Origin of the sequence: Amycolatopsis lurida (genome assembly GCF_900105055.1) — a bacterium.
In the GTDB taxonomy this organism is placed as follows: domain Bacteria; phylum Actinomycetota; class Actinomycetes; order Mycobacteriales; family Pseudonocardiaceae; genus Amycolatopsis; species Amycolatopsis lurida.
On sequence record NZ_FNTA01000004.1, the window covers coordinates 1,388,889 to 1,405,804 of the forward strand.

Annotated in this window: 18 protein-coding genes; 5 read left to right on the plus strand and 13 right to left on the minus strand. The window is 69.7% G+C overall.

Translation table 11 applies throughout. From position 1 onward, the window contains the following. Positions 1-10 precede the first annotated feature (10 nt). Entirely contained in the window at positions 11-1,495 is a 1,485-nt protein-coding gene (locus tag BLW75_RS11640) for an amidohydrolase family protein (RefSeq protein WP_244175784.1), read from the minus strand. 166 nt (positions 1,496-1,661) lie between these two features. Next, positions 1,662-2,687, minus strand: a complete 1,026-nt coding sequence (locus BLW75_RS11645) for a 6-phosphofructokinase (protein WP_034322513.1) — start codon at positions 2,685-2,687, stop codon at positions 1,662-1,664. A gap of 282 nt (positions 2,688-2,969) precedes the next feature. Between BLW75_RS11645 and BLW75_RS11650 the strand changes: the two genes are divergently transcribed. After that, a complete protein-coding gene (locus BLW75_RS11650) occupies positions 2,970-4,046 on the plus strand; it encodes a 3-deoxy-7-phosphoheptulonate synthase (RefSeq protein WP_034322516.1) in 1,077 nt (358 codons plus the stop codon). 64 nt (positions 4,047-4,110) lie between these two features. Here the strand turns inward: BLW75_RS11650 and BLW75_RS11655 are convergent, their stop codons facing one another. Beyond that, a complete protein-coding gene (locus BLW75_RS11655) occupies positions 4,111-4,596 on the minus strand; it encodes a polyadenylate-specific 3'-exoribonuclease AS (RefSeq protein WP_034322519.1) in 486 nt (161 codons plus the stop codon). Between the two features lie 20 nt (positions 4,597-4,616). Further along, positions 4,617-5,378 carry a lysophospholipid acyltransferase family protein gene (locus tag BLW75_RS11660; protein ID WP_034322522.1) on the minus strand — a complete coding sequence of 254 codons (762 nt, stop codon included), beginning with the start codon at positions 5,376-5,378 and terminating at the stop codon, positions 4,617-4,619. 214 nt (positions 5,379-5,592) lie between these two features. Between BLW75_RS11660 and BLW75_RS11665 the strand changes: the two genes are divergently transcribed. Genes BLW75_RS11665 through BLW75_RS11675 form a run of 3 tightly spaced genes read left to right on the plus strand, consistent with a single transcriptional unit; the run spans position 5,593 to position 8,014 of the window. Next, the gene (locus BLW75_RS11665; RefSeq protein WP_034322525.1) at positions 5,593-6,363 is read left to right on the plus strand and encodes an alpha/beta hydrolase; all 771 of its coding nucleotides are present in this window, start codon (positions 5,593-5,595) and stop codon (positions 6,361-6,363) included. Then, positions 6,360-6,851 (plus strand): hypothetical protein, encoded by a 492-nt coding sequence (locus BLW75_RS11670; RefSeq protein WP_034322528.1) that lies wholly within the window; start codon positions 6,360-6,362, stop codon positions 6,849-6,851. Before BLW75_RS11665 ends, BLW75_RS11670 begins: the two co-directional genes overlap by 4 nt. A gap of 20 nt (positions 6,852-6,871) precedes the next feature. Beyond that, entirely contained in the window at positions 6,872-8,014 is a 1,143-nt protein-coding gene (locus tag BLW75_RS11675) for a glutamate--cysteine ligase (RefSeq protein WP_034322531.1), read from the plus strand. A gap of 18 nt (positions 8,015-8,032) precedes the next feature. On the opposite strand, the gene BLW75_RS11680 is transcribed toward BLW75_RS11675, so the two are convergent. From BLW75_RS11680 to BLW75_RS11710, 7 genes are all read right to left on the minus strand, one after another. After that, positions 8,033-8,902 (minus strand): NUDIX hydrolase, encoded by an 870-nt coding sequence (locus BLW75_RS11680; RefSeq protein WP_034322533.1) that lies wholly within the window; start codon positions 8,900-8,902, stop codon positions 8,033-8,035. Positions 8,903-8,906: 4 nt separating this feature from the next. Beyond that, positions 8,907-9,866 (minus strand): ROK family protein, encoded by a 960-nt coding sequence (locus tag BLW75_RS11685; protein ID WP_034322536.1) that lies wholly within the window; start codon positions 9,864-9,866, stop codon positions 8,907-8,909. Between the two features lie 16 nt (positions 9,867-9,882). Beyond that, positions 9,883-10,302, minus strand: a complete 420-nt coding sequence (locus BLW75_RS11690; protein WP_034322539.1) for a hypothetical protein — start codon at positions 10,300-10,302, stop codon at positions 9,883-9,885. Continuing rightward, the gene (locus tag BLW75_RS11695; protein ID WP_034322542.1) at positions 10,299-11,441 is read right to left on the minus strand and encodes an ArsA family ATPase; all 1,143 of its coding nucleotides are present in this window, start codon (positions 11,439-11,441) and stop codon (positions 10,299-10,301) included. The genes BLW75_RS11690 and BLW75_RS11695 overlap by 4 nt, the downstream gene beginning before the upstream one ends. Positions 11,442-11,455: 14 nt before the next feature. After that, a complete protein-coding gene (locus BLW75_RS11700) occupies positions 11,456-11,896 on the minus strand; it encodes an SRPBCC family protein (protein WP_034322545.1) in 441 nt (146 codons plus the stop codon). A gap of 27 nt (positions 11,897-11,923) precedes the next feature. Next, positions 11,924-12,712: a metallophosphoesterase family protein gene (locus BLW75_RS11705; protein ID WP_034322547.1), complete on the minus strand. Its 789-nt coding sequence runs from the start codon at positions 12,710-12,712 to the stop codon at positions 11,924-11,926. 184 nt (positions 12,713-12,896) lie between these two features. Beyond that, entirely contained in the window at positions 12,897-13,307 is a 411-nt protein-coding gene (locus tag BLW75_RS11710; protein WP_034322550.1) for a hypothetical protein, read from the minus strand. A 125-nt stretch (positions 13,308-13,432) separates the two neighbouring features. On the opposite strand from BLW75_RS11710, the gene BLW75_RS11715 reads away from it, so the two are divergent. Further along, positions 13,433-15,223, plus strand: a complete 1,791-nt coding sequence (locus tag BLW75_RS11715) for an AMP-dependent synthetase/ligase (protein WP_034322553.1) — start codon at positions 13,433-13,435, stop codon at positions 15,221-15,223. Positions 15,224-15,290: 67 nt separating this feature from the next. Here the strand turns inward: BLW75_RS11715 and BLW75_RS11720 are convergent, their stop codons facing one another. Both BLW75_RS11720 and BLW75_RS11725 read right to left on the minus strand, forming a co-directional pair. Continuing rightward, on the minus strand, positions 15,291-15,671 hold the full coding sequence (locus tag BLW75_RS11720; protein ID WP_143055316.1) for a hypothetical protein: 381 nt from the start codon (positions 15,669-15,671) through the stop codon (positions 15,291-15,293). A 105-nt stretch (positions 15,672-15,776) separates the two neighbouring features. Beyond that, on the minus strand, positions 15,777-16,874 hold the full coding sequence (locus BLW75_RS11725; protein WP_034322558.1) for an FAD-dependent oxidoreductase: 1,098 nt from the start codon (positions 16,872-16,874) through the stop codon (positions 15,777-15,779). Positions 16,875-16,916 lie beyond the last annotated feature (42 nt).

The following is a 16,916-nucleotide window of genomic DNA, read 5'->3' on the forward strand; positions in this document are numbered from 1 at the left end:
CCGTTCGCGGTCAGCAGCAGCAACCCCGCCGGGCGAGAGAGTGGAGCCGGGCGCTCGTGACCGGCTCGGGCCGGTTCGCGGCGGCCTCGACGGCGTCGAGCATCCGACGGCGCTCCGCCCTGCCGAGGACCCGGCCGCGGGTGATCACCGTGTCGATCTTCGCGACGTTGCGGATGTCGGCCGCCGGGTTCGCGTCCAGGAGCACGAGATCCGCCTCCTTCCCCACCGTCACCGTGCCCGACGTCGCTTCCCTGCCCAGGAACCTCGCCGCGTCACCCGTGACGGTCTTCAACGCCTGTACCGGCGAAAGCCCGGCCTCGACCAGGAAGGCGAGTTCCTCGTGAAGCCCGCTGCCGGGGAAGGCGTACGGGTTGAGGCAGTCGGTGCCGCCGATGATCCCGACGCCCGCTTCGTGCGCGACGCCGACCAGCCGCAGCGTCTCCTGGTAGTAGCGCTCCTGCAGGGCGATGTCCGCCGGGGTCCGGGGAGCCAGCCGTTCGATGCCCTTGGCCCAGCTCTCGCGCATGTCGGCGGGCACGTATTTCAGCCGCGGGTCGTGCTGGTGGGTTTCGGCGGGCTGCGTGACCACCCGGTTGATCGTCAGCGTCGGCGAATGCCAGGTGCCGTTGCGCCGCAGCCTGCCGAAGTAGGACTGCGCGCGGCCGCGGTCGTACGTGGTGACCGATTCGAACTCCAGCCGCCGCGCCAGGTCGAAGAACGCACGCGGCTCCTCGGGGTCGTAGGGCGTCGCCGCCAACAGGTCGAGGATCTCGTCGCGCCGGGACGAGCAGTGGACGGACACCCCGAAGAAATGCTCGAGGCTGTGCTGGCCGAGGTCGCTCACCTCGAGGTGGGACACCTTGTACGGCCAGTGCCCGGAGAACCGGAGGCCCTGCGCGCGGGTTTCGTCCGCGAGCGCGCGCAGGGCGTCGGGGCCGAGGTAGGAGTACGTCTTGACGAATTCGGCGCCCGCGGCCTTCTCCGCGCGGACGACGGCTCGCGCTTCGGCCGCCGTCGACACGTGGAGCACCGGTGGCGACAGAAGCGTCACCGGCCCGTCGACGATCCCACTCGCCAGCACCATGCGCGGGCCGAGCAGCTCACCGCGTTCGACCTTGTCCTTCGTCGCGCGATTCTCCGCGTACCCCCACATCTCGCGGACGCCCGTGACACCGTGGACCAGGTGCGAGGGCGGGACGACCTCTTCGAGATCCGCGCCGTGCGAGTGCATGTCCCACAGTCCCGGAAGGAGGTACTTGCCGCGTCCGTCGATCATCCGCGCGCCACCGGTATCCGGGATCTCGGCGGAGCCGCCCACCCAGGCGATCCGGTCACCGGCGAGCACCACCGAAACGCGGGGTCGCGGAGCCGAACCCGTGCCGTCGATCAGCGTGACGTCGGCGATGACGACGATCTCGCCCATGTCGGCGGTGGCCGTGCCGGGCAGCAGCCCGGCGAACGCCATCCCGGTCCCGCCGGCGGCGAGCCACCTCAAGAACTCGCGCCTACTGGATCCCGCATCCGCCATGAGAACCGCCGTCCCTTTCGCCTGGACCCCCGGATGGCCGATTCAACTTGTCGCGGAGGCGGCGCCGCAAGAAAACGAAGGCCCCTTACCTGAAACTCAGCACAAAGTAAGGGGCCTTCTCCTGAAACAGGGCTCAGCCGAAGAAGACCTCGGCCTCTTCGTACCGCTCGACCGGGACGGTCTTCAGCTCGGCGGTCGCCTCGGAGAGCTTGACGCGGACGATGTCCGTGCCGCGCAGCGCCACCATCACGCCGAAGTCGCCGTCGGCCACGGCGTCGACGGCGTTGAGCCCGAACCGGGTGGCGAGTACGCGGTCGTACGCCGTCGGGGTGCCGCCGCGCTGGACGTGCCCCAGCACGACCGCGCGGGACTCCTTGCCGGTGCGGGCGGCGATCTCGTCGGCCAGCCAGGTGCCGATGCCGCCGAGCCGGACGTGCCCGAAGGCGTCCTTCTCACCGGTCAGCAGCTTCTCCTCGCCGCCCTCGGGCAGCGCGCCCTCGGCGACCACGATGATCGGCGCGTACTCCTTCTCGAACCGGCGCTCGACCCACGAGACGACCTGGTCGACGCTGAAGTGCCGCTCCGGCACCAGGATCACGCTCGCGCCGCCGGCGAGACCGGAGTGCAGCGCGATCCAGCCCGCGTGCCTGCCCATGACCTCGACGACGAGCGCCCGGTGGTGCGACTCGGCCGTGGTGTGCAGCCGGTCGATGGCCTCGGTGGCGATCGAGACGGCCGTGTCGAAGCCGAAGGTGTAGTCAGTGGCACCGAGGTCGTTGTCGATCGTCTTGGGCACCCCGACGACGCCGACACCGTCGTCCGTGAGCCGCTTCGCGACGCCGAGGGTGTCTTCGCCGCCGATCGCGATCAGCGCGTCGACCTGCTGCTCGGCGAGCACGGCCTTGATCTTGTCGACCCCGCCGTCGACCTTGTACGGGTTGGTCCGCGACGAACGCAGGATCGTCCCGCCGCGGGTCAGGATGTCCTCGACGTCGTTCAGGCCGAGCGGGCGGCTGTCCCCGGTGAGAGGACCGTTCCAGCCGTTGCGGAACCCGACGATGTCCCAGCCGTGCACCTCGATGCCCTTGCGCACCACAGCGCGGATCACCGCGTTGAGCCCCGGGCAGTCGCCACCGCCGGTCAGCACACCGACACGCATGAGAAGCCTCCGTCTTGTGTTCCGTAGAGATGACAGTCACATGTCCCGCCGCCAGCGTAGCGGGAGTTCTCTGGATCGGTGCAGGGCGGACCACCTCGGGAATCGGTCCACGTCCGGGATGTGCTAGCTTGGCCCCGTGCAGCGCTATTTCTGGTTTACGAAGCCGGCCCCGGGTGGGCACGGCCGCGTGAACCTGCGCTGACGTCCACCCCGAGCCGGAATCACACCGGCTCGGCGAGTTCCCGCGGGTCGGTATCCCTTTCGAAAGGAACCAGACCCGCGATGTCTCCCTCCGCTGACACCCTGATCGCCCTCGACGGGCACCGCACGGCGGCCGTCAACCCGCTGCTGTCGCCCGCGATGCTGCGGCACGAACATCCGATGACGGCGGAAATCGCCGATACCGTCCTAGCCGGGCGGGCCTCGGCCGTCGACATCCTCGACGGCCGGGACGACCGGCTCCTCGTCGTCGTCGGGCCCTGCTCGGTGCACGACGCGGACGCCGCGCTCGACTACGCCCGCCGCCTCGCCGCCAAGGCCGAAGAACACCGCCGCGACCTGCACATCGTCATGCGGGTCTACTTCGAGAAGCCGCGGACCACGCTCGGCTGGAAGGGCCTCATCAACGACCCTGGGCTCGACGGGACGTACGAGGTCAACCACGGCCTGCGGATGGCGCGCAAACTGCTGCTCGACATCTCCGCGCTCGGCCTGCCGGTGGGCTGCGAGTTCCTCGACCCGATCACCCCGCAGTTCATCTCCGACACCGTGACCTGGGGTTCCATCGGGGCGAGGACCGCGGCGAGCCAGGTGCACCGGCAGCTGTGCAGCGCGCTGTCGATGCCGGTGGGGATCAAGAACTCGACCGAGGGCGACGTCCAGGTCGCCGTCGACGCCACCCGCGCGGCCGGCGCAAGCCACGTTTTCGCGGGGATCAACCCCGACGGGCTCGCCGCACTGATCACCACGGCGGGCAACGAGGACTGCCACGTGATCCTGCGGGGAAGCTCCGCCGGCCCGAACTACGACCCCGCGACGGTGGCCGACACGCTCGCGCGGCTGGCGAAGTCGGGGCTGCCGGAGCGCGTGATCATCGACGCGAGCCACGGCAACAGCGCGAAGGACCACGTGCGGCAGGCCACGGTCGTCCGTGAACTCGCGGAGCGGATCGGTGCCGGTGAGCGAGGCATCGCGGGGCTGATGCTGGAGAGCTTCCTGGTGGAAGGGCGGCAGGACCTGACGCTGGGCTCGGCGGCTTCGCTCACCTACGGGCAGTCGATCACGGACGCGTGCCTCGGGTGGGAGACGACGGCGGAGCTCCTGGACACCCTCGCCGAGGCTGTCGACTCGCGCCGCTGACTCCCGGCCTCGTGAGTGGTTAGGACGGTTAGAACCGTCCTAACCACTCACGAGGGCGAAGGGCTTACCGGTGCCAGTAGGACTCGATGATCTGCCACCGCTGGTAGTTGTGCCGCGCGTCCGCCAGCGCGTCGTGCTGGTCGTCCGGCGCCGCTGGGAGCTTCGGTTTGCCCGCGTCCTCCCAGCGTTGCCGCAGGTCACGCGTGAACCGCGGCAGCTGGCGCGGCAGCGCGGGCATCGGCCCCCACAGCTGCGCCAGCGCGACGTGGTCGTAGGCGGCGAACCAGGCCCACAGTTCGATCCCGCCGGGCGGCTTGCCGAAGAACTCGAGCAGGTCCGTACGGATCTTCTCGCGGCTGCGCCACGCCGGGTCGGCGGGCGACGGGAGTTTCGGGAGCACGTGGTCGCGGACCCAGGGGCCGGCCTTGCCGGGATCGAAATCGGTCGAGACCGCGTAGAACTCGCGTCCTCTTTCGTCCACGACACCGATCGACACCAGATCGATGGTCACGCCGTCCTCAATGAATTCGGTGTCGTAGAAAAAGCGCACCGGAGAACCCTAGTGGGGCCTCAACCGACCTTGGTGTCCGGGATACGGGCGACGTCCTGGGCGGACGGCTGCGCGGGCACCTTCGGGCGCAGCCCCGCCTCTTCGGCGGCGAGCAGTTCCTTCGCCTTGGCGGCGTAGATGTCGACGTACTCCTGACCGGACAGCTCCATGAGCGCGTACATGATCTCGTCGGTGATGGACCGCTCGATGAAGCGGTCGCCGGCGAGGCCTTCGTAGCGCGAGAAGTCGAGCGGCTTGCCGAAGCGGATTTCGAGGCGGCGCGGCCACCACATCTTCGAGCCGATCGGGTTGACCTTGTCGGTGCCGATCATGGCGACCGGGACCACGACGCCACCGGATTCGAGCGCGATCCGCGCGACGCCGGTCTTGCCCTTGTACAGGCGGCCGTCCGGGGAGCGGGTGCCTTCGGGGTAGATGCCGAGGAGGTGTCCCTCCCGGACCAGCCGGGTCGCGGTGTCGAGCGCGGCCTGCGCGGCGTTGCCGCCGGAGCGGTCGATCGGGAACTGGCCGACGCCGGTGAAGAACCACTTCTTCAGCAGGCCCTTGAAGCCCTTTTCGGTGAAGTACTCCGATTTGGCCGGGAAGGTCACCTTGCGCCTGACGCGCAGCGGCATGAAGAAGGAGTCGGCGACCGCGAGGTGGTTGCCCGCGAGGATCGCGCCGCCGTCGTCGGGGATGTTCTCCGCGCCGACGACTTTGGTGGGCCACAGCGCCTTGAGCAGTGGCCCGATAAACACGTGTTTCATGAGCCAGTACAGCACTGCGAAAACTCCTCCTAGCAGCTCAACCCCCGCGCCCGATGGTCAAGACTACGAATCGCGCACCCCAGGCACAACGAAGTCCACCCGGTTACCCGCACCCAGCGACGGATCTCACATCCGATCCGGCCCGATTCCGCCGGTGGCCGGGGGCCCACAAGCCGCTCCGGTCGTGCGAACATAGGAGACCTACCCAGCTCTCACGGAAGGCGATCGCATGGCCGTCCTCGCCGGCGCGGAACCGTTCGCTCACACCGGTTCGACCGAAGCAGGGTTCCTGCTGTGCCACGGCTTCACCGGCACTCCCGCGAGCATGCGGCCCTGGGGAGACCATCTGGCCGATGCCGGCTACACGGTGCGCTGCCCGCTCCTTCCCGGGCATGGCACCCGGTGGCAGGACATGAACCGGACAGGCTGGGAGGACTGGTACGGCGCGGTCCGGGAAGAGCTGCTGGCGCTCTTCGCGACCTGCGAAACGGTGTTCGTCGCCGGGATGTCGATGGGCGGGACCCTGACGCTGCGCCTCGCCGAGGAGTTCGGCGATCGGATCGCCGGCATCGTGCTGGTGAACCCGTCGGTCTTGACGTTGCGCTGGGACGCCAAGCTGCTGCCCGTCCTGTCGAGGATCCTGCCGTCGGTGCCGGGCGTGGCGAACGACATCGCGAAGCCCGGCGAGACGGAGCTGGCCTACTCGCGGACGCCCGTGCGCGCCGCGGCGAGTCTCGCGAAACTGTGGAAACTCACCCGCGCGGACCTGGGCAAGGTGACCCAGCCGGTGCTGCTGCTCCACTCGGCCGTCGACCACATCGTGGAGCCGGTCAACTCCCAGGTGATCCTAAACGGGATCGGCAGCGAGGACGTGACCGAGGTGGTGCTGGAGAACAGCTTCCACGTCGCCACGCAAGACCACGACGCAGGCCTGATCTTCACGCGTACGGTGGACTTCGCCCGGTCCGTGCGCCGGGCGGGACAGGTGGACGCCGGATGAGCAGAGGCAAGGACGGGCCGGAGGACGTCGACGCGACGTTCGCCGAGATCGTGGCCGACCTCCGTGCGGAGGGCGTCGGTCTGTTCCCGGACGAGGAACTGGAGAAACCGGCGGAAAAGCCCGCTGAGAAGACCCCGCGGCCCGAGCAGCCGGAAACCGAACCCGAACCGGGCTGGCGAGGGGGCGGCACCAGCTGGGACAAGACCCTCTTCGAGGACGACCCAGCCGGGCCGAGCGACGACGAGGGCCATTTCGTACCGCCCGAGCCGCCTCCCCTGCCGCGTCCTCGCAAGGGCGCGTTCATCGTCCTGCTGTTCTTCGTGCTCGGCCTGCTGCTCCTGATCGCGCCCAATCTGATCGGCATGGGCACCCGGCTCGGCACCCCGCTCGGCATCCTCGCCCTCGCGACCGCGATCGCGCTGCTCCTGCTGCGGGTGCGTCAGGGGCCGCCGCCCGGTGCGGATCCGCACAACGGCGCCCAGGTCTGATCTGCCGGACAATTCGGAAGATGAAGATCGACTTCACTCCCTCGCGCCGGTCGACGGTCGGCGCGGAATGGGAACTCGCCCTCGTCGACCGGCGGACCGGTGAGCTCTCGTCGGTCGCGGAGCAGGTGCTCGACGCCGTCCGCCCGGACGGCGAGGAGGAGCATCCGAAGATCAAGCAGGAGCTGCTGCTCAACACCATCGAGGTGATCAGCGGGATCTGCGACACGATCGCCGAGGTCAAAGCCGATCTGAACGACTCGCTGGACGTCGTGCACTCGGTGCTCGACCCGCTGGGCGTCGAGCTGTTCTCGGCCGGGTCGCATCCGTTCTCGACGTGGTACCAGCAGAAGGTCACCGACAAGGAGCGCTACGCCAAGCTCATCGACCGCACCCAATGGTGGGGACGGCAGATGCTGATCTACGGCGTCCACGTGCACGTGGGTGTCGACCACCGCGACAAGGCCCTGCCCATCCTGGACGCGCTGCTCAAGTACGCGCCGCATCTGCAAGCGCTTTCGGCGTCTTCGCCGTACTGGGGCGCGGAGGACACCGGGTACGCGTCGAACCGCGCGCTGATGTTCCAGCAGCTGCCGACGGCCGGGCTGCCGTTCCAGTTCCGGAAGTGGACCGAGCTCGAGAGCTACGTCGACGACATGTTCACCACGGGCGTGATCGACCACTTCTCGGAGATCCGCTGGGACATCCGCCCCGCCCCGCATTTCGGGACGATCGAAATGCGGGTGTGCGACGGGCTTCCGACGCTGGAGGAGGTCGGCGCGATCTCCGCGCTGACCCAATGTCTGGTCGACGACTTCAGCGCGCGCCTGGACGACGGCGAAATCCTGCCGACGCTGCCGCCGTGGCACGTCCAGGAGAACAAGTGGCGCGCGGCGCGCTACGGCGTCGACGCGATCGTCATCCTCGACGCGGCGGGCAACGAGCGGCTGGTCACCGACGACACCTACGACCTGCTGAACCGGCTGGAACCGGTCGCCCGGCGCCTGGGCTGCGCCGACGAGCTGCGGTCGGTGGAGACGATCCTGACCTGCGGCCCCAGCTACCTGCGCCAGCGCGCGGTGGCGAAGCAGTACAACGGCAGCCTCCGCGCCGTCGTCGCTTCGCTCATCGCGGAGATGCGGGACGGGAAGATCGCGCGCCCCTGACCCGCCGCGATTCGTCACCTACTTGCGGTCGAGGTGCCCCAAAAGAGTGCCGGGGCCGAAGGTCGAAGCGCCCAGGGCCTCGACGCGGGACCTCAGCTCCCGATCGGCGGTCACCACGACGACGTGGTCGTCCGGACCGGCCGCCCGGGCCTCCCGTGCGACGGCCACGATCCGGGAGTCCCCGTCGGACTCGGCGTCCACGACCTCGACACCGGGCACCGGCGCGACTCCTCGCGCCTTGCCCTCGACGACCAGCACGATCCGCGGCCACCACGACCATTCACCGCCGCCGGGCAATCCCGGATCGGCGAGCCCGGTCCCGGACAAGGTCGCGAGCTTGTCCCGCAGCCGCTCGGCGGCGCCACGCCGGTCGCGCCACCAGCCGTCCGGCCGCGACCCGACGACGTTCGCGCCGTCGACCACCAGTACCAGTCTGCGATCCAAGTGTTCCCTCAATCCCGGCCACGCCGCCGCGAAATCCCGGTGCAGCCGGAAGCCCGCGACTTCGGCCGCCTGGACCCACCGCAGTTCCGCGCTCTCCGAGCTGGTCACCCTGGCCGAAAGCGGGCCGATCGGCGCGGCCAGGACCGTCGTGTAGCGCCAGTTCCCGTGGTCGACATGCGACGCCGCCAGCGCGCGGACCCGGCCGGGCGGGATGTCGGCCTCCTCGTGCGCCTCGCGGGTGGCGGCCTCGCGCGGGCTCTCCCCCGCCTCGACGGCGCCCCCTGGCAGCGCCCAGGTGCGTCCATGGTGGACCCACCAGGCCCGCCGCTGCAGCAGGACACCGCGTGCGGGATCGGACAGCAGCAGCCCGGCGGCACCGTTCAAACCCCAGTGAAGATGCCCGAAGTCGCACTTCACGAAGCCGTTGCCGTCTTGCCGGGTCACGGCTTCAGCCTGTCACACCGACCTCGGCGCCGGGAGCCTTCGCCGCGTCGACGGCGAGCGCGGCGGCACCGACGATCGCCGAATCGTCGCCGTGGTGCGCGGCCCGGATCCGCGCCAGCGGCCGGTGGCCGGCGCCGGTGATCTTGCCCGCGTAGCGTTCGCGCGCCTCGTCGAGGAACAGCGGCGCCGATTCGGACACCCCGCCGCCGATCACGATGATCTCGGGATCGAAGACGTCGGCGACCAGCGCCAGGCCCTCGGCCAGCCACTTCGCCAGCTCCGTCATCGCGCGCTGGGCGATCGGGTCGCCGTCGCGGGCGGCACCGGCCACCCGGCGTCCGGTCACCGAGCCGGGGTCGCCCCTGGTCTCGCGTGCGAGCACGGTCGAGCGGCCGGGATGCCGCGCGAGCAGTTCCACCGCCGTCGCGGCCAGCGCCGTCCCGCTGCAGTACCGCTCCCAGCAGCCGTATTTCCCGCACGGGCAGGGCCTGCCGCCGGGGACGACGGTCAGATGCCCGAGTTCCGGCGCGACGCCGTACGCGCCACGGTAGATCTTGCCGTCGAGCAGCAGTCCCGCGCCGATCCCGGTGCCGAGCGCGATCAGCGCGGCCACATGAGCGCCGCGGGCGGCCCCGAAGCGGTACTCGCCGACCGCGGCGGCGTTCACGTCGTGTTCCAGGGTCACCGGCAGGCCGACCCGCTTTTCGATGCGCTCGGCGACCGGCGCGGCACGCCAGGACAGATGCGGCGCGAACATCACCGTCCGCCGGTCCTTCGCGACGAACCCGGCGACCGCGAGGCCGACGCCGGAGACGTCGTGCCGGTTGCGGAGGTCTTCGACGACCCCCGCGATGGCGTCTTCGAGCGCGTCCTCACCGCTGGGCGTCCCGACCCTGGCCGTGTCCATCAGCGAGCCGTGCTCGTCCACGACGCCGGCGCGCACACTCGTGCCCCCGACGTCCACCCCTACCGTCAGCAACTCAGTTCTCCCGGTCCGGCTGCCAAGCGTCGCGCCTGGTCACCGTGATGTGCTGGACCCGCGAAGCTCCCACCGGCACATCTTCGGCCGCGGGCTCCTTCCGCGCAGGCTGAAACCCCGGCATGTGCACGCCCGCCTCGGGTTCCCATCGATCGGCGAGCACCGCCCGCAGCAGCGCGACGAGCTGCGCGGCCTGCTCCATCAGGCGTGCCACGAACTCGGGCCGCTCCCCGCGGACCAGCCCGACGACCGCGCAGAGCGGGCACCACCCGCCGGAATCGTGGTCGGTGCACCCGTGCCCGGCGGAGACGACTCCCTCCAGCCACGGCGCGGCGTGCTCGACGACCAGTTCGACCAGCAGGCGGATCTCCTCGACCAGGTCGAGCGGCTCCGATCCGGTGTTCTCGTTGTTCTCGCTCACCCGGGTCCCCGGTTCCCGGCCAGGCTCACGACCAGGCCGTGCGCGTCGGATTCCGCACCGGTGATCCGGCACGGGCGCAACATCTCCGGCAACGCGATAAGCCGCCGGAAACCGTCCACGGTGACGGCGAGATCATCGTCCACTCTGGCCAGATCCACTTCGGAGTCGCGGTGCAGCGGCACCGCGATCCGCAGCTCGTAGCCGCTGTCCGATTCGGACACCCGCAAGAGCGGGGTCACGCCTTTTTCGTCGCCCGCCAAGGGATCCAGACCTTGGTAGAGCTCGTACGCGATTTCCTGCAGCGCCTCGAGCCCCACCGGCTCGACGGCGCGATGCTCGACGGGCTTCACCTGCCCCGGCCCGAAGCCCGCCTCGGCGAGCTCGGCGAGGACGGTGTTCTGCTGCGCGCGGCGGGTCCGCATCCACGAGGCCGCCGCGCCGCGCCAGAACCCGGGCGCGGGCATCAGCCGGTTGACGATCAGGCCGTCGACCAGGATTCCGCGCAGGGCAAGGGAACTGAGGGTCCGGCGGGCTTCCGCGACGACGACGCGTTCCGGGGTCAGCACGAGCCGCACGGTCGTGGTGGCCGGATCGGTCAGCAGGGTGCGCAGCGACTCCAGATGCGCGCCGAGCCGCCGCACCGCGGCCGCCGTCCGCCGCGCGCCCGGTTTGAACATCCTCGACAGATAGCCGGAGACGGCTTCGGGCAAAGCCAGCAGGCGCAGCGTTTCCGCGGTCGGTCCACAGTCGACGACGACCGTCTCCCAGGGTCCGTGCTCGGCGAGGCGCTGGACCTCGGTGAGTGCGAGGAGTTCGTCGACGCCGGGCACCACGGTGAGTTCCTCGGCGTCGAGCGAGTCGAGGCCCGCTCCCGCGAGCACGGTCTGGAGTTCCTGCCGGAGTTCGCGCCAGGTGCTGTCGACGAGGCCGCGGGTGTCGATCTGAGCGGCATGCAAAAGCGCGTCCACTTCGGACGGTTCGCCGCCGAGCGCGCGGCCGAAGGCGTCACCGAGGGAATGCGCCGGGTCGGTCGAGACCACGAGCGTCTTCCTGCCTCGCCCGGCCAGTGCCGCCGCCGTCGCCGCGGCCAGCGTGGTCTTGCCGACACCCCCCTTGCCGGTGAACAGCAGGATCCGCATGCCTACCCTTCGACTCAGGATGCTTCAGCGCGCTTCTTGAGCTCCTTGAGCGCGGTGTCCATGACCATCTTCTCGGCCTTGCGGCGCAGCAGCCCGATCATCGGCAGCGCCAGCTCGACGGACAGCGTATACGTGACCTTGGTGCGGCCGGCGCTCAGCGCTTCGAGGGCGTAGCGGCCGTTCTGGGCCTTCTGCATCTGCCCCTTGACCAGGTGCCAGCTGACTCCGTGGCCGTCGGCGTCCCAGTCGTACTCGAGGGTGTAGACGTCCTTGATGGGCCCGGCGTCGAGGGTGAGTTTCACCTGCTTGGCGCGGCCGTTGTCGTCCTCGGCGAGGACCTCGGTCTCCCGGACGGCCTTGGCCCATTCCGGGTACGCGGGGAAGTCGGCGATGACGGCCATGACCCGCGCGGGCTCGGCGTCGACCTCGATGGACTGCGTGGACTGCTCGGCCATGCCCCGAACTCTAGCCGGGACCGACCGTCACCAGCGAAGCACGTAGGGCTGAGAGGTCTCTTTGAAGTGACCGACGTTACGGCATTCGGTCCTGCCGAGCCTCGTCCGCGGGGTCAGCGGCTGGTGGACGTGCCCGAAGACCGACCACCGCGGCCGCTGCTCGCGGATGAGCCCCACCAGCGCCGCCGACCCGATCTCGGACCGCCGCGCGATCACGTCGTAGGTCAGTTCCGGGATGGCGGGCGGGATGTGGGTGCACAGGACGTCCACGTTCTCCAGCCCGGCGACGGCGGCGTCGTACTCGTCGCGGGTGCGCAGGTACGGCCGCCAGAAGCCGTTGCGGCGCGGGACCACGTTCGGCGGGAGCAGCGCGCCGCCGATGAACCCGAAGCGCAGCCCGCCGAACACGGCGACCTCGCCGTCGAGGACGGTGATGCCGTCGCCGGCGAACTCGGGCCACAGCGAGGGGTCGTCGACGTTGCCGGGGGTCGCGAACGTCGGCGCGGTCAGAGCGCCGAACAGGACGGCGTACTGGTCCTGGATCGCCTCGCCGACCGCGGCGGCGGGATCGGCCAAAGTGGCCCACAACGATCGCGAGAAGGCAACGGTCTCATCACGAGTGCCCTCACGCCGCAGCCGCGCGAACTCGCCGACCTTCTCGGCGCCGAACAGCGCGCCCATGATGCCCTTGTCGTGCTCGCGGTAGTCGACGAAGTCCAGCAGGTCGCCCAGCACGATCAGCGCGTCGGCGCCGTCACCCGCGCGTTTGAGCGCGTCGGCGTTGCCGTGCACGTCCGACACCACGTGAACCCGCATGCTCTCCCCTGTGCTCCTCGGTGAACCCGCGATCGCCATCCCGTCACCAGGGCGCGGCGGGTGGCTCCCTCACTCAGTGCTTTTCCGGCGCCCTGCCGCCGGGATGGCGGGACCTTCGGCCGGTGCGGATCCACGGTCGTGCGTGGTCACCCCATCGCGACACATCCGCGGCTCCGCCTCTCCCCTACTCGGCCCGGGGACCGACCCCGGGCTCGCGCCCGTCCTCGAGGACCTCCTTGAGCCCGAGCGCGATCGCCTTGGCGGCACGGGCCCTGCGATCGAACTCCCGCCGCAGGTCCCGGGGCTGGAGCACGCGCGGCGCCCCGTCCGGCCCGGCGGGAGTGGCGCGCAGGAAGTAGTGCAGCAAGGTGCCGTCGAGCACCGGCTCGAGCCAGACCTCCATGGTACCGATCAAGGCACCGCGCACGGTCCAGCGCAGTCCTTGGTCGCCACGGTCGGTGTAGACCTCCAGGACGAGGTCCGGCCAGTAACGTGACCAAGATCGCGGATCGGCGAAAGCGGCGGCCACGGTGGAGGGCGGGACCACGAGGAAGGTCTCGTCGACGATGTCGAGAGCTGGCGGCGCCTGGTTCACAGCGGCAGAATGTCATGCCCTGGGTATGGCCGATTCGTCAGCATGGTCTTAAGGTGCACGGCACGCTAAGTTGACTGGCGGGTAACACCGGTCACACCACTTGCACGCGAACACGGAGGTTCCTCGTGCGCGAATACAGCGCCCCCGCCGCCAATCCGGTGACCGACGACGAGAATCTCGCCGACGTCGTCTGGGCGAACGCGGAGCGGTTCTCCGATGTCGTGAGTTTCCGACGCCAGGTCGACGGTACCTGGTTGGACGTCACCGCCAAAGACTTCGCCGCCCAGGTTCTGGCCGTGGCCAAGGGAATGGCCGAGGCGGGCATCGCACCGGGCGATCGGGTCGGGCTCATGTCCAAGACCCGCTACGAATGGACCCTGATCGACTTCGCGATCTGGGCCGCCGGCGCGGTCACCGTCCCGATCTACGACACGTCCTCGGCCGAGCAGGTCCACTGGATCCTCTCGGACTCGGCCGCGAAGGCCGTGTTCGTCGAGACCGACGAACACGTCGCGACCCTCGAATCCGTCAAGGGCCGCCTCGACACGCTCGAGCACACCTGGCAGATCGAGGCGGGCGCCGTCGGCCGGCTCACCGAGCAGGGCGCCGGGCTGAGCGACGACGACCTGCACGAGCGGCGCCGCACGGTGAAGGCCGGCGACCTGGCCACGATCGTGTACACCTCGGGTACGACCGGCCGCCCCAAGGGCGTCGAGCTGACCCACCGGAACCTTCTCGCCGAGATCCGCGCCGACATCGCCGCGTTCCCGCAGCTGATGGAGCAGGGCAACTCGCTGCTGGTGTTCCTGCCGCTCGCGCACGTCCTGGCCCGCGCCATCGCGGTGACCGCGCTCAGCGCGCGGGTGACCCTCGGGCACACCTCCGACGTCAAGAACCTCGTCGCCGACCTCGGCACCTTCCGGCCGACGTTCGTCGTCGCCGTGCCGCGGGTGTTCGAAAAGGTCTACAACGGCGCGAAGCAGAAGGCGCACGGTGACGGCAAGGGCAAGATCTTCGACGCCGCCGAAGCCACCGCCGTCGCGTACAGCCAGGCCCAGGACACCGGCGGCGCCGGGCTGGGGCTCAAGATCAAGCACGCCCTGTTCGACAAGCTGGTGTTCAGCAAGCTGCGCGCGGCCCTCGGCGGCCGGTGCGTGGCCGCAGTGTCCGGCGGTGCCCCGCTCGGCGTGCGGCTCGCGCACTTCTTCCGCGGCATCGGCGTCCCGGTGTTCGAGGGTTACGGCCTGACCGAGACGTCCGCCGCCGCCTGTGTCGGCACCCAGGACGGTTTCCGCGTCGGCACCGTGGGCCGGCCGGTCGCCGGCACCTCGGTGCGGATCGCCGAAGACGGCGAGATCCTGCTCAAGGGTGACGTCGTCTTCAGCGGCTACTTCAACAACCCCGAAGCGACCGCCGAAGCGCTCGAAGACGGCTGGTTCCACACCGGCGACCTCGGCGAGCTGGACCGGGACGGATTCCTCAAGATCACCGGCCGCAAGAAGGAGATCATCGTGACCGCGGGCGGCAAGAACGTCGCCCCGTCCGGGCTCGAGGACACCATCAAGGCCAGTCCGCTGGTCAGCCAGGCGATGGTCGTCGGCGACCAGCGGCCGTTCATCGGCGCGCTGATCACCATCGACGAGGAGTACTTCCCGTCGTGGAAGTCGCAGCACGGCAAGCCCGCCGACGCCTCCGTGTCCGATCTGGCCGACGACGCCGAGCTGCGCGCCGAGATCCAGACGGCCGTGGATCAGGCCAACAGCGCGGTGTCGCAGGCCGAGGCGATCAAGAAGTTCACGATCCTCTCGAAGGACTTCACCGAGGCGGGCGGGGAGATCACGCCGAGCCTGAAGCTGAAGCGCAACATCGTGAACAAGAACTACGCGACCGACATCGAAGCCCTGTACAAGAAGTAGGCCAAAGTACGTGAAGGCCCCCTTCACTGCGTCCAGCGCAGTGAAGGGGGCCTTCACGTACTTTTGGCTACCAGTTCTGGTAAGTCCCGGTCTGCGGTCCGTTCGCGTTCGCGTCCTTCACGAGACCCCGGAAGCCGGCGCCACCCTTGTTGCACAACGACTGCGTGTTGACCGAGACGCCGGTGGCGTTGGCGCGCTGCACATCGTCGTCGATGAGCAGGCCGCCGCTGACCACCTGCAGGATCACTTCGTCACCGTTGCGCATGCTCTTGCCCTGCGCGTGGATGCACCCGTTGTCGTTGTTGCGCCACAGGTACACCTGCCTGCCGAACGAGCTCGCATAGCCCACCTGCGTGTACGTGGCGGCGTGTGCGGCCGGCGCGCTCACCACGGCCAGCCCCGTCACCGCGAAGGTGGCGAGGAGGAGCGCACGAACCTTGTTGTACATCATTGACCCCCAGGGGTGATTCGGTCGGTACGCCGCGTACCGTACTGATGATCGACAAGCGTCACCCGGGAATCACTCGGGGTATGACCGGCGTCACAGGAGCGTTCACCCGGTGATCTTCGCGTCCCACTCGATGTGGTGCCGGTACAGCCAGTTCCGGTCCCGGTCGGACGTCGTCCCCGACGACACCGCCGCGCTACCGGCCACCAGTTCCTCCACCCGCGCCCGCCGCAGCCGCTCGTAGGCCGCGAAAGCCGTTGGGGCGTCAGTAAGATCCCGCAAACACTGGGCCAACACGACGCTGTCCTCCAGCGCCATCGAGGCTCCCTGCCCCGCGGCGGGCGAGGCCGCGTGCGCCGCGTCGCCCACGAGAACCATCGACTCGGTGAACCACACCGGCGTCGAGGGGACGTCGTAGGCATGCCCACCGAAGACTTCGTCTCCTGTGGACCGGATGATTTCCGCGGCAGGCAACGGTTCCCCGTCGAAAGCGGCGAAAGCGGCCGAGCGCCATTCGGCGGGCGACAGGCCGGAACGCACGCCCTCGGCCGTGGGAAGCCGCGCGAACCAGTACGTCGCGCCGTCGGGCGTGCTCGTGTAGCCGAAGAAGGCGTGCAGGCTCTGAATCATCCGATAGAGGGACGGAGCCTGCGGGATGCTCGTGTCGGTCGTGTAGCCGTAGACGACGTCGAGGCCCGTCGAGCGCGGAGGCGGGCAGTCCGGGTCGATGATGGTCCGGACGACCGACCGCAGCCCGTCCGCGCCGATCAGGATGTCGCCTTCGACCACGGAACCGTCCTCGAAGCGAGCGACCCCCGGTGTGGCGGAAACCAGCCGTTTCCCGCGATCGAAGGAGATCCCGCGCGAAATCACTTCTTCCTGCAGCACGCGATAAAGCGACGCCCGCGTCATCGTGCGCGGCCCGGCGAGGCCGTCGATGTCGAAGGAACGCCTCTCGACGGTCCGCCCGTCCGGCGTCACGAGTTCCAGGCCCGCCGCGCCGAAGGAGTTGTCGATCACGGGTGCCTCGGCGCCGATCGCGCGCAGGGCGTCCATGCCGTTGTGCATGATGGTCAGGAACGCGCCCGCGTCCTCGCCGCCGGACGGGTACGCCTCGTGGACGCTCGCCTCGATCCCGGCCCGCTGCAACGCCATCGCGGTCACCGTGCCCGAGATGCCGCCGCCGATGATCACAGCCTTCACCGCTGACCCCCTGTCGTGTCGCCGTCACCCGACGGTACCGGG

Coding starts and splice junctions, on each gene's coding strand:
- BLW75_RS11695 (WP_034322542.1), bottom strand. CDS start 11,441: ATGCGGATCCTGCTGTTCACCGGCAAGGGGGGTGTCGGCAAGACCACG.
- BLW75_RS11675 (WP_034322531.1), top strand. CDS start 6,872: ATGAAGATCGACTTCACTCCCTCGCGCCGGTCGACGGTCGGCGCGGAA.
- BLW75_RS11670 (WP_034322528.1), top strand. CDS start 6,360: ATGAGCAGAGGCAAGGACGGGCCGGAGGACGTCGACGCGACGTTCGCC.
- BLW75_RS11665 (WP_034322525.1), top strand. CDS start 5,593: ATGGCCGTCCTCGCCGGCGCGGAACCGTTCGCTCACACCGGTTCGACC.
- BLW75_RS11720 (WP_143055316.1), bottom strand. CDS start 15,671: ATGTACAACAAGGTTCGTGCGCTCCTCCTCGCCACCTTCGCGGTGACG.
- BLW75_RS11705 (WP_034322547.1), bottom strand. CDS start 12,712: ATGCGGGTTCACGTGGTGTCGGACGTGCACGGCAACGCCGACGCGCTC.
- BLW75_RS11650 (WP_034322516.1), top strand. CDS start 2,970: ATGTCTCCCTCCGCTGACACCCTGATCGCCCTCGACGGGCACCGCACG.
- BLW75_RS11700 (WP_034322545.1), bottom strand. CDS start 11,896: ATGGCCGAGCAGTCCACGCAGTCCATCGAGGTCGACGCCGAGCCCGCG.
- BLW75_RS11645 (WP_034322513.1), bottom strand. CDS start 2,687: ATGCGTGTCGGTGTGCTGACCGGCGGTGGCGACTGCCCGGGGCTCAAC.